Source organism: Mariprofundus erugo (assembly GCF_005818865.1).
GTDB lineage: Bacteria > Pseudomonadota > Zetaproteobacteria > Mariprofundales > Mariprofundaceae > Mariprofundus > Mariprofundus erugo.
Window position 1 is genome coordinate 34748 of sequence record NZ_VBRY01000006.1, and the last position, 12308, is coordinate 47055.

Annotated in this window: 10 protein-coding genes; 5 read left to right on the forward strand and 5 right to left on the reverse strand. The window is 54.4% G+C overall.

The genetic code is table 11. The features are described 5' to 3' along the window. Positions 1–120 precede the first annotated feature (120 nt). Positions 121–666 carry an FKBP-type peptidyl-prolyl cis-trans isomerase gene (locus tag FEF65_RS07220; RefSeq protein ID WP_138239138.1) on the reverse strand — a complete coding sequence of 182 codons (546 nt, stop codon included), beginning with the start codon at positions 664–666 and terminating at the stop codon, positions 121–123. Positions 667–1072: 406 nt separating this feature from the next. Between FEF65_RS07220 and FEF65_RS07225 the strand changes: the two genes are divergently transcribed. The 3 genes from FEF65_RS07225 (at position 1073) to FEF65_RS07235 (ending at position 4348) form a co-directional block, all read left to right on the forward strand. Next, complete coding sequence (locus FEF65_RS07225; protein ID WP_138239139.1) at positions 1073–2968, forward strand: hybrid sensor histidine kinase/response regulator; 1896 nt, start codon at positions 1073–1075, stop codon at positions 2966–2968. A 54-nt stretch (positions 2969–3022) separates the two neighbouring features. Continuing rightward, positions 3023–3445 carry a hypothetical protein gene (locus FEF65_RS07230; protein ID WP_138239140.1) on the forward strand — a complete coding sequence of 141 codons (423 nt, stop codon included), beginning with the start codon at positions 3023–3025 and terminating at the stop codon, positions 3443–3445. A 69-nt stretch (positions 3446–3514) separates the two neighbouring features. Continuing rightward, positions 3515–4348: a lytic transglycosylase domain-containing protein gene (locus FEF65_RS07235; RefSeq protein WP_238701245.1), complete on the forward strand. Its 834-nt coding sequence runs from the start codon at positions 3515–3517 to the stop codon at positions 4346–4348. A gap of 13 nt (positions 4349–4361) precedes the next feature. On the opposite strand, the gene FEF65_RS07240 is transcribed toward FEF65_RS07235, so the two are convergent. The 4 genes from FEF65_RS07240 to FEF65_RS07255 form a co-directional block, all read right to left on the reverse strand. Further along, positions 4362–5138, reverse strand: a complete 777-nt coding sequence (locus tag FEF65_RS07240) for an ABC transporter permease (protein WP_138239141.1) — start codon at positions 5136–5138, stop codon at positions 4362–4364. Next, a complete protein-coding gene (locus FEF65_RS07245) occupies positions 5135–6052 on the reverse strand; it encodes an ATP-binding cassette domain-containing protein (RefSeq protein WP_138239142.1) in 918 nt (305 codons plus the stop codon). The genes FEF65_RS07240 and FEF65_RS07245 overlap by 4 nt, the downstream gene beginning before the upstream one ends. Positions 6053–6147: 95 nt before the next feature. Further along, positions 6148–6969, reverse strand: a complete 822-nt coding sequence (locus FEF65_RS07250; RefSeq protein ID WP_138239143.1) for a DNA ligase — start codon at positions 6967–6969, stop codon at positions 6148–6150. A gap of 15 nt (positions 6970–6984) precedes the next feature. Further along, positions 6985–7764, reverse strand: coding sequence for a ribonuclease H family protein (locus FEF65_RS07255; protein WP_138239144.1), 780 nt, complete (start codon positions 7762–7764; stop codon positions 6985–6987). 154 nt (positions 7765–7918) lie between these two features. Between FEF65_RS07255 and FEF65_RS07260 the strand changes: the two genes are divergently transcribed. After that, the gene (locus FEF65_RS07260; RefSeq protein WP_138239145.1) at positions 7919–8980 is read left to right on the forward strand and encodes a PA0069 family radical SAM protein; all 1062 of its coding nucleotides are present in this window, start codon (positions 7919–7921) and stop codon (positions 8978–8980) included. A 171-nt stretch (positions 8981–9151) separates the two neighbouring features. Then, positions 9152–12190 carry a PAS domain S-box protein gene (locus FEF65_RS07265; protein ID WP_138239146.1) on the forward strand — a complete coding sequence of 1013 codons (3039 nt, stop codon included), beginning with the start codon at positions 9152–9154 and terminating at the stop codon, positions 12188–12190. Positions 12191–12308: the final 118 nt, after the last annotated feature.

Genomic DNA, 12308 nt, shown 5'->3' on the forward strand with positions numbered 1-12308 from the left:
TTTGTCGGCACCTGAAACAGGGATAGAACGATATCTGCCTGCCGTGAGCAGGCAGATATCACTTCATCGTGGTGCGCAGAGGTTTTTCACCTGGCAATCGCAGGCATGACCATGATTTGATCAGTTACAGCAGCCACCGCCGCAGCACTCATCCTCATCGCAATCTTCTTCGCAGCAGCCTTCATCACCGTGGACATGGCCGTGCTCAATCTCTTCCTCGGTTGCTTCGCGAATTGCTTCGATGGTGACATCGAAATGCAGGCGCATACCGGCAAACTGATGGTTGCCGTCGACCGTGATCTGGTCGCCATCGACACGGGTTACACGCACAAACTGAAAGTCTGCATCCTCATCTTCATCGTCTTCAGGTGCGGCCTGAAACTCCATGCCAACCTCAATGTTCTCAACGCCGGGGAACATCTCGCTGGATACGACTTCAACCAGCTCAGGATCATATTCACCATAGGCATCATCCGCTTCGAGAGACACCTTCAGCTTGTCACCTACACTCTTGCCTTCAAGCGCACGCTCAAGGCCGGGGATAATATTTTCTTCACCATGCAGATAAACCAGCGGATCTCCTGCTTCGGATGCATCGAGAATCTCTCCTGCGTCATTGCTCAGGCTGTATTGAAATGAAACGACTTTATGGTGGTCGATCTTCATATTGTTTTCTCCCTTCAACAGGTGAAGTTTATTGATATCAATGTATTGATGGTGCGGCAGCATACCTGTGCACCGGCGGATAACAATCGAAACTGCTCGTTTTATGATGCTGAGCAAAAAAATGCCGGCTGGCTGGTGCTCTCTTGTGGTCACGGGCAGTCGGTGGCAATACGGCATAAGCGGCGGATTGCTCAAGAGTGCCGGCGCCTGATGTCAGGGGAGAGTGACTCCTTTTGTCGTTGTCTTCTGATTGCAGGCGTGCAATCAGAGGCTCCCGGAAACGGGTGCAAAACGGGGCGTGGAACCGCACTGGTCATCGTTTGGCCTGATTTATGCTCGGTGTTGTGAATCTAAATTCCGGAAGGAGAGCTGGAATTTAAGGTGTATTGGCTGGCAGGGAGGGGCGATGTTCCACAGGGTGAAAGCCAGATTGCGGCTGATGCTATCGGGCTACCAGCAATATAGTCCGGATGAAAACAGTCTGAGTTCGGTGGTTTCGCTGCTGCTTGTACTGGCGATGTTGATTTCAGCTTTTTTTTCGATCGTGAATTTCATGCATGGACATCGCTGGCTTGCCCTGACCCAGATAGTGCTGGCATTTCTTTTTGTCCCGCTGCTGATCCGAAGTTATCGTCGATGTTGTCCTGAGCGGGTGCGAAAAGCCTTTATCGGCCTCGCATTTGTCTCATTTTCCGTGTTGGTCATGGATGGCGGTATCGGTCAGACAGGTATTTACTGGGCACTGCTGTTTCCTTTTCTTGCCTTTCTGTTGATGGGCGTGCGCCTGGGGTGGCGATGGGTTGCCCTGTTTACGTTGTTTAATGGTGTGTTATTGGCATTGCATGGTGAAGGTATCGTCCCTGACCCCGGTTACAGCAGCGATATTATGCATTTTATGCCGGTCATGTTTTTCTGCTTTACCATTATTGCCTGTGCCTTTCAGCTGCAGCAGGAGCACTGGCAGACGGAATTGCAACAAACCAATCGTGAGTTAAAAGTCAGTCAGGATGAGTTGCTGGATACACGCGATCATCTTGAGCAGAAGGTGCAGGAACGCACCAGTCAGATCCGGAAAATCAACGATCAGCTCAGTCGTGAAGTGGATGAGAAGATCGAGGCCCTTCAGAAGAAGGAGCTGGCTGAGATGAAATATGAGCATGCACAGAAAATGGAGTCGATGGGGACACTGGTGGGTGGTATTGCTCATGATTTCAACAATATGCTGGCCGGTATCAGTGGCCATCTTTACCTGATTCAGCGACAGATTGACGCCGATGATGTGCAAAAGCGGCTGGACAAGATCGGTGATTTGACCATGTACGCGGCAGATATGATCCGTCAGCTGATGACCTTTGCCCGCAAGGATGAGGTCCGCATGTCCGACTTTGATCTGCGCGCATTCATCAACGAGGCCTATAAGCTGGCTCGCGTATCGGTTCCGGCCCACATCCGTTGTGAATTGATTCTGGTTGACGGGTGCATGATGATCCATGGCAACTGCACCCAGATTCAGCAGGTGGTGATGAATCTGATGAATAATGCACGTGATGCCCTGTCAGGGGTGGATGAGCCATTTATGCAGATCTCATTGACCCGCAGTGAGGGTGGGGATGCGTTTGCGAAAAACTTTCCCGATGCTGCTGAGGGCGCATATGCCATTCTGACCGTGCAGGATAATGGTTGTGGAATCCCGCAGGATAAGCTTAACCGGATTTATGAACCGTTTTATACCACCAAGGAGCCCGGTAAAGGGACCGGGCTGGGGCTGTCGATGGTTTATGGCGCGATTAAATCACATGGCGGCTTTATCGATGTGGCCAGCTATCCGGGTAAGGGAACCCGCTTCAGCGTCTACTTCCCCCTGGTGCTGCGCAGTGGGGCGGATGGCAGTGCCATCGAGCGACAGGTTGAAGAGGGTATGGGGGAAACGATTCTGCTGGTGGATGATGACCAGACCGTGCTGGAGGTGCATGAGCATTTGCTCGACACACTTGGCTACACAGTGTTGACGGCATCAAACGGGCAGCAGGCGGTTGATATGTATGCTGAGCATATGGATCACATCGATCTTGTCCTGACTGATATTGTGATGCCTGTTCTGGGTGGCAAGGGGGCGGCGGATTGTATCCGCCAGTTGAATCCGAAAGCGAAAATTCTGTTTTTTTCCGGTTATGCGCGGGATCATGATGCGAGTCCTGAAATGGAACATGACTGGCACCTGGTGATGAATAAACCGATGCCGATAGATGAACTGAGCCGGGTGATCCGGAGGCAATTGCAGGCGGATGTATCCGGTGTGTGAGTGTTTGGAGAGGCGCTGATTGAACTGTGCATGGATGCGATTACAATCGGGAACATGGCAATCGAGCGAATATTTTTCAGGGAAGATAATTTTGTACTTACGGTCATTTATGGCCGTTTAACCAATGCTGAAATCGGCGAGCATGTCATTCAGATGAACCGTGAATATGCCGCGTGCAGTGCGCTGGTCGAGTTGGCGGATTGTCGCTATCTGCATGATATCTCCGCTCTCAGTTCCGATGGTCTGATGATATCGGCCGGTATGGAAAAGGGGCAGTTGCGCACAGCCGGCAGTAAGGGCGCGATTGTTGTGGCGAACGATGTGGTGTTCGGTCTGGCCCGGGTGTATGCCGCGATAGCAGCGCAATCACGCATTGATTCACGTGTTTATCGTGATCTGGATGAGGCTGTTGACTGGCTCGGTATGGGGCATTTGAAGCAAGCCATTCACACAGAGGCGGAAGCCAGAAACGTATAGGGATACTCTGACTTATTCAGCCTGCCCATAGCAAATTCCTGCACAGGTTGTCAGCAAAGGGGTTCTGGCATGTCTGTTGCTCTCATCAATGATATGAATATTCCCTCTGCAATCGCTCAAGCGGGCATGCGTGATGCAGCGATGGTATCATCACCTGCCTCCGGCCCTGTCACAGCGTCTGCCGGAATATTTCGTCGTTATCTGGATACGAACAGCGCGTCCCCGTCTCTTTCTGAAAAATTGACACCCGATACCATTCGAACGCTGGCACTCTCTCTGATCTCGGCGCTGGATCGCAGCAGTATGCAGGCGTTGTTCTCCGATCAGACGGGGCGCATGGGAAGCGGGGCAATGGATGCGTTATCGACTGATCTGTTTATGGCGATGCGCCAGGCTTCCCGGCCACCACAATTACCCTCACCCGATCAGGTGGTGATTCCTCCTGTTGTGACAACGCAAGCTCCGCCTGTCGGGTCTGTCGTTGAAAAGCAGCCGGCAGCCGTGGAGGTGAGCGGCTCTGCCCGGGAGCAATACAGACCGATCATTGCCCGCGCTGCAGAGCAATATGGACTTGATCCGAAGCTGATAGAGGCTGTGGTACAGACAGAAAGTGATTTTAACGCGCAGGCGGTTTCACCTGTGGGAGCGCAGGGGTTGATGCAACTGATGCCCGGGACTGCTGCCGATCTTGGCGTGAAGGATGCATTCAATCCTGAGCAGAATATCATGGCCGGCAGCAAATACCTGAAGCAGTTGATGAATCGCTATGATGGTGATACGAAACTGGCGCTTGCCGCATACAACTGGGGCATGGGCAATCTTGAACGAAACCCTGATAAAATGCCCCGCGAAACGGTCAACTACGTGGCAAAAATTACCGGTCTTCTTGCCAACGTTGGGTGATTGGTTCTTCTGTCTAGTGTAACAGCCGGCGGGCGGCGAGATGAGCGGCAAGAAAAAATCCGCTGATGGCATAAGCAGCCAGCACAGTCACATGCAGCCATGGCATGGTGAGCGGCATATCGGTCAGTAGCGGCCGGATCAGTGCCACGGCATGGGTCAGCGGCAGGGCCTGTGCCATGATCTGGGCTGTGGCCGGCAGAGTGTCGAGCGGATAAAAAACACCGCAGAAGAGAAACATCGGCGTAATGGCCAGCGTAAAATAATAGAGGAAGAAGTCATAGCTCGGCGCAATGGCGCAGATGGCCAGAGCCGGGCCGGCGAAGGCCAGACCGGTCAGGAAAATCACCGGCAGGGCCAGGAGCGCACTATCCCACTGCTGGATGCCGCCGAGCAGGCCGGCGACGATAAAGATCGCTGCGCCGCTGATCAGGCTTTTGGTGGCGGCCCAGATCTGTTCTGCAGCGATGATCTCCTGAATACGGATAGGGGTGGCCAGGATCGATTCCCAGGTGCCCTGCTGGTTCATGCGCGTAAAGGCTGAATAGAGCCCCTCAAAGGTGGCGGTATTCATTGCACTCGAGCAGAGAATACCACTGGCAAGAAAGGCCATGTAGGGGATGCCTCCCATGTCGCCGATATAGTGGCCGAGGCCATAGCCAAGGCCGAGCAGGTAGAGGAACGGGTCACCGAAATTACCCAGCATGGAGACGCCGGCAAGTTTTTTCCAGACAAGAAAATTGCGTCGCCATACGGCAGCAACCCGGGCGGGGGCAAGGTTGAATACATTCATCCCTCATCCCTCATATCGCGACCGGTTAATTTAAGAAACAGATCCTCCAGTGAGGCCGGGCGATGGATAAAGGTCAGTTCAGGGCGCTCGATGCAGCGGGCCACCAGTGGTCTGGCATCATGGCCATAGCAGAACCATGTATCTCCGACATGATCCAGTCGCAGGTCTAGCCCTGCGCATAAGCTGGTTGCATCCGTCTCATCCGCAAGGCCTCTGATGGCAACAACCTCCGGCTCTACGTGTTCGGCAATCAGATTACGCGGCGTGCCACGTGTGAGAATGTGGCCGTGATCAAGAATGATCAGCTCATCACACAGCTCAGCCGCCTCCTCCATGTAGTGGGTGGTCAGAATCAGTGTTTTTCCCTGCTTCTTCAGTGAGCGCAATCTTTGCCAGATCAGATGTCTGGCCTGCGGGTCGAGACCGGTGGAGGGCTCATCCAGCACAATCAGGTCCGGATTATTGATCAGTGCCCGTGCCACCATCAGTCTCCGCCGCATGCCTCCGGACAGGCTGGAAACCTGATCATGGCCACGACCGGTCAGGGCCGAGAACTCCAGCAGCTCATCGATACGGGACTCGGCCATCGCGGCTGAAACACCGAAATAACCGGCATAGACCTTCAGATTCAGGCGTACCGAGAAATCGGGATCAAGATTGTCCTGCTGAGGTACCACGCCAACCCGGCTGTGAACTGCGTGCGATGAAACAGGTTGTCCGAACAGCATATATTCACCGCTGCTGATCGGGGAGAGCCCGAGCAACATACGCATCAGTGTCGTTTTTCCTGCGCCGTTCGGCCCCAGAATGCCGAAGCAGATGCCCGGACGGATATCGAAATCGACACCGCAGATGACATCGCGGTCGCCGAATCGTTTGCGTACGCCACTTGCTGTTACCACTGCATCACTCATCGCTCCATTCTCCTGCACGCTGGCAGGAGTTCAACCGCCAAATGATGATGGGCCGTCACAAAGGCCTGTTCCTTAAACGTGATCGGTACGGCCTGTTATGGCATATCCTGTCGCGGACGCAGAAACACCGGGTGGCGCGGCACTCCTTTGGCAGTCAGGCCATAGTATTTGAATGTAATGCGTTGCCCTTGTGGCGGCGGGGCGGTACGCAACTGTTGATGCAGACCGCTGCCAATGCTGATCTCCACACCGTTATCCAGCCGGCATAACAGCGAGCCTGTTTGTCCTGCCGGCAAGGCCTTTCCCGGTTTGTAATCGATCACGGTACATTCCTGATCAAAATAGGGTTTTACCTTCAGTGCACCGTTGCTGCGTCCGGTTTGGTAGGGGGCGAGCGGGTTTCTGACCACCACGCCCTCAGCGCCACGGGCGACAAGCTGCTGCATAAACCGTTGCAGGTGGCGGTTGTCTTTGCAAGGCAGCTGCCGGATAATCTTCAGATAGGGGGAGGGGTGAGCGGTCAGGTGGTTCGTCAGTCGTTGCAGGCGTTCAGGCAGGCCTCCAGCTTGATCGGGTACCTCAAATACATGCAGTGCCAGTTGTTTCCAGCCATCATGCGGGTGCTGCCTGAGCACGATAGAAAGAATCTGCTCAAAATCGCCCCGTTTACTCCACAACTCGCCATCCACAGCAAACGGGGGAAAGTCTTTGGTGAACCATGCCGGTGCATGATATCGGTGGCCGCCGCGACTGATAAGGTGTTGCCCGTCCCAGCGGGCACGAACCCCGTCCAGTTTTTCACTCATCAGCCAGCCGCTGACATCCTGATCCGGCTGCCATGTTTTCAACAACAATATCTCCTCTGCGGCCTGCAGGGAGGAGGGCAACAGCAGCAGAAGTAAAAGCCATGAGCGCATATTTTCAAGCGCAGGTTATCCCGCCCGCATGGCGAGCAGGGCGCTGACATCGAGGGTTTCGCTATAGCGTTTGAACTCAGCCGTTTTCGTTTCAATAGTCAGGATCGACATGCGATCGGCCAGCTCATTGCCCTCGACACCGACGTGGCCGTTGACATGCAGCACCTGCACCTTCTCCTTAAGCTGTTGATGCAGCGCAAACATCTCCTTGATCAGCTCAAGGTTTTTGATTTCACCGCCGGCTTTTTTCCATCCCTTTTTCTGCCAGCCGATGGCCCACTGGGTAATGCACTGGATGGCATATTTGGAGTCACAGAAGATGGCCACAGAGCGTCCTTGTTCGAGCTCCTTTCTGGCCATCAGCAGCGCCTGATGCAGGGCATTCAGCTCAGCCGTATTATTGGTGCCTTTGGGGTTGAACAGGCCGTACCAGAGTTCGGCAACGATGCCATCCCGATAGACGGCAACACCGGAGCCGGCCTTGCCCGGATTGGGTTCGCAGCCGCCATCGGTGAATATTTTTGTATCGATTCGCATCGCGGCGATCTCAGCCGCATCATAGGTTTTCACCGTTTGTGCGGTGGTTCGTTTTCTGGCCGGTGTGGTGGTGGCCGGATCGCTAGCGCGACCGGTTCCTGCCGGTTTGCCGTGAAAGGCTGCTTCCGCCTCCGCCCGGGTTGGAAATGATTTGTAGCGGGCACCGGTGAATTGATCGACCTGTTTTTTACAGGTCGCCCAGTCGGTGAAAATGCCGGTTTCCCGGCCATGCCATACAACGTAAAACTTCTGCGCCACGTCCAGCCCCTTGTCTTGATAGTGCCGCAAGCATAGCGGCAAGTCGCAGGCTTTCGAGGCTTGTGATGATCATACGGGGCCAACATGAGGACATGATCCGGTGCGGTTCTTCTGCATGCTTCCCAACGGGATGATCAGCGCAAACAATGCGGCCATGAAAAAGAGACCGTTCACAGGACGCGGCACGCTGGCCAATCCGGTCGGTCGTTTTGCCGGTGAGCAGCGTGAAACATTTGATGATGGCTGGTGGCAGGAGGAGGAGCCGGCGCCGCTCACGCGGTTGCTGATCGATTCTGCCCGTACGATCATCAATTATAATGATTCCCCAGATCTGCCGTTTGACCGTTCAATCAACCCGTATCGCGGTTGCGAACACGGTTGTCCCTACTGTTTTGCCCGCCCGACTCACAGCTATCTTGATCTGTCACCGGGGCTCGATTTTGAGTCGGTGATTCTGCACAAGCCGGGTGGCCCGGAGCTGTTACGCCGGGAACTTTCACGGCCGAATTATCGGGTAGCCCCTGTGGCACTGGGTATCAACACCGATGGCTGGCAACCGCTGGAAAAACGGTTGCAGTTGACCCGCCGCCTGCTGGCGGTGCTGGCTGAATTCAATCATCCGGTCTCGATTGTCACCAAGTCGGCATTGATTGTGCGGGATCTCGATTTGCTGGCGCCGATGGCTGCAAAGGGGCTGGTATCGGTTGCTATTTCACTCTCCACCCTCGAAGGTGAGCTGGCCAGGCGTATGGAGCCGCGTGCTGCCACGCCTGCCCGCCGTTTGCAGACGATGCAGAAGCTTGCCGGAGCGGGGGTACCGGTGGGGGTGCTGGTGGCACCGGTGATTCCGCATCTCAACGATCATGAAGTGGAAAAGGTGTTACAGGCAGCATGCGAGCATGGTGCAAGCTGGGGTGCACATGTGCTGCTGCGGCTGCCGCATGAGCTGAAAGAGCTGTTTCCGGCCTGGCTTGAGGAGAATTATCCGGCACGCGCGGCTGCAGTTTTGCGGCAGTTGCGCGAGATGCGCGGGGGCGAACTGTATGAATCGGCTTTCGGCACACGCATGGGAGGGCAGGGCATCATGGCTCAGCTGCTGGCAAGGCGTGTGCGTGCGGCATGCACACGGCTGGGGATGGATGATGGTGAGCAGTGGCGGCTGCGCAGCGATCTTTTTCGTGTGCCGGGGCGGGGGGAGCAGCAACAGCTGTTTTGATCGCTGCGATCAGGGCCCCGGTCTTGCTTGTATATGCGAAACAGGTTACAACATCTGTGAATCTGGCCAGGCGGGGTGTGTGGTCGATTCAGTGTGACGGATTGATATCCGCCGGTTTCAATTGCGAAATTTTTTCCGGTCTGCGGGGAGGCAGGGAGCGAGGAGAGGGCCGTGACTGATAGCGCTGTATTGAATGAGGGTGATTTTAGTTTTGATCTGAATGAGTTTTTTCAGAATAGCCCGGATATGATTCTCATCATAGGGCTGGAAGGATATATCCTGTATGCCAATGCGGCGGCAGAAAGGTGCTACGGGTATCATCTGGCGGAGCTGACCTCAATGCATGTCAGGGATTTGGCAGCACCGGATTTGCGTTCTCATGTGTCAGAAAAACTCAGGGACGCGATTGCAATCCCGACGTTTTTTGAATGGAGACATCGTCGAAAGGATGGCAGTGAACTGCCGGTTGAGATCTTTGCCCAGCCGATCTTTTTTCGTGGTGAAAAAGCCCGTCTCGCCAGTATTCGGGATATCAGTGAACGTTCGCAGGCCCATGCCGCATTGCGGAAAAGTGAGGCCCGATTTCGAGCCTATATGGAGCAGGCTGCAGAGGCGGTGTTTGCCCATGATTTTCAGGGGCGGTTTCTTGATGTGAACAGGGAGGCTTGCGAAAGCCTCGGTTACAGTCACGACGAGCTGCTGTCCATGTCGGTGATGGATATTGATGAGAATTTTGATCTTGCCCGTGCCCGTACGTTTTGGGGAGGGATCGATCCGGGTCAGACCGTTACCGTGCAGGGAAAGCACAGGCGCAAAGATGGCTCCAGCTTTCCTGTTGAGATCAAGGTCGGCTGTTTTGACTTTGATGGTGAACGCCGCTATCTCGTATTCGTCCGTGATATCAGCGAGCGGGAGCTTGCACATGCGGCTTTGACGGAGAGTGAAAATATCTTTCGCTCTATTTTCGAGCAGGCAGCGGTCGGGGTGGCGCAGGTTCACAGCAGAAGCGGGCGTTTTGTTCGCATCAATCAGAAATATTGCGATATCGTCGGGTATTCCCGTGCCGAGATGGAGAAGCTCGACTTTCAAACCATCACGCATCCGGATGATTTGACCGAAGATATGGAGAACATGGCCAGGCTGATAGCCGGTGAAGTGCGCCAGTTTCATATGCAGAAGCGTTACTACCGCAAGGATGGCAGACTTACATGGGTCAACCTGAGTGTGTCGGCACTATGGAAAGAGGGGGATGCAGCTGATTTTCATCTTGCCATCGTTGAGGATATTACCGCCAGTAAACAGTTGCAGACGGTCTTGCAGCTGAGTGAAGAAAAATATCGCACATTGTTTGAAAATATGCTCAATGGTTTTGCTTATCATGAGCTTGTCACCGATAGCAGTGGCAAGCCGGTTAACTTCCGCTTTCTGGAAGTAAATCAGGCATTTGAACGATTGACCGGGCTGAAACGCGAAGCGGTCGAAGGTCGCCTGGCGACCGAGGTGATTCCGGGAATCGCAGATGATCCGGCTGACTGGATCGGTCGTTATGGCAGGGTGGTGCTGAGTGGGGAAGGTGAGCGTTTTGAAAGTTATTCGGAGCCATTGGGGCGCTGGTATACGGTGTTTTGCTTTCGCACATCACCGGGGCATTTTGCTACCACGTTTGATGATCTCACCGAGCGTAAGCAGAGCGAACTGCGATTGCAGGAGAGCCGCCAGTTACTGGCCGAGACAGAGCAGGTTGGCCATCTGGGGGGATGGTCGTTTGATATTGATAGCGCCGCATGGGTGTGGACCGACGAGGTATATCGCATTTATGATGTAGGGCCTGATTTTGTGCCGACACCGGATCGCGTGTTCTCATTCTGTACTGCTGCATCACGACAACAGGCGAAAGAGGCCTTTCAGGCCCTGGTGAAACAGGGCACTCCTTTGGATATTGAGCTGGAGCTGGTGACTGCAGCGGGAAAGCATCGCTATGTGCGCAGTATTGGCCGGCTGGATCGGGAGCACCATCGGGCCTATGGTTTTATTCAGGATATTACCGAACTGAAAGAGCTGGAGTCACAGTTCCGGCAGGCTCAGAAAATGGAGGCGATCGGTACGCTGGTCGGTGGTATTGCTCATGATTTTAATAATATGCTGGCCGCCATCATGGGTAACCTTTACCTGGCCAGGGGACATGCCCGGGGCAATCAGACACTGACCGGTGAGCTGGGAGTGATTCAGATGATGTGCGAGCGTGCAGCTGACATGATCCGGCAGTTACTGACCTTTGCCAGGCGGGACTCGATCGCCATGCAGAAAATTGCGCTCAGCTCGTTTCTGAAGGAGGCAATGAAACTGACGGCTGCGAGTGTGCCGGAGGACATGACCCTTTCATTCAATTTCCCAAGGCACGAGCTGTGGGTGGATGCTGATATTACCCAGTTGCAGCAGGTGTTGATGAATCTGGTCAATAATGCCCGTGATGCATTGAAGGATCGGCAGGGGGGAGAAATTCACTGTTCGCTGAAGAGCTGCAGGGTGGATGCCGCCTTCAGAAGCAGGCACCCGCAATGTGAGGGTGACCGGTTTGCCAGGTTGTCCGTTCAGGACAATGGATGCGGCATTCCGACCAGTATTCGTGAAAATATTTTCGATCCGTTTTTTACGACCAAGGAGGTGGGCAAAGGGACCGGCCTGGGACTGGCGATGGTGTATGGTGCGATACAGGGCCACCACGGCGTTGTTGAGGTGGAAAGTGATCCGCACAGAGGAACCAGATTTGATGTCTATTTGCCATTGTCTGATCAGCAGTCGGAAGAGCAGGGGGAGGGGGCGGATGCTGTGGTGAGCGGCCAGGGCGAACTGATTCTTGTCGCAGATGACAGCCAGCCATTACTCGATATGTATAAGCAATTGCTCGAGTCTCTGGGGTATCGGGTGCTGCTGGCCCGTCATGGCGATGAGGCTGTTGCGCTTTACAGGCAATACCGGGACGACATTGCATTGGTTATGCTGGATCTGGTGATGCCGTTGACGGGGGGCGTCGAGGCTGCCCGACGAATAAGGCAAATGAGCCTGAATACGCCGATAATATTCGCTACCGGATATGATTCTGAAGAGGGGTTGCGACAGTCGACCTCGTTTGACCATAGCCAGTTGCTGGCCAAGCCGGTTTCGGTTGAGCTGCTGTCGAGGGCGATTCAATCCATGTTAAACAGATAATTCCGCAAGCATTTCTGTGGGCAGAGCGGGGCATGCCGCTTTGTCAGTCATGCCTCATATCCGCTATTGCGAACGGGTGCTGTTCGGCTCATGCTTCATGGGGTGCCATGATCGACGT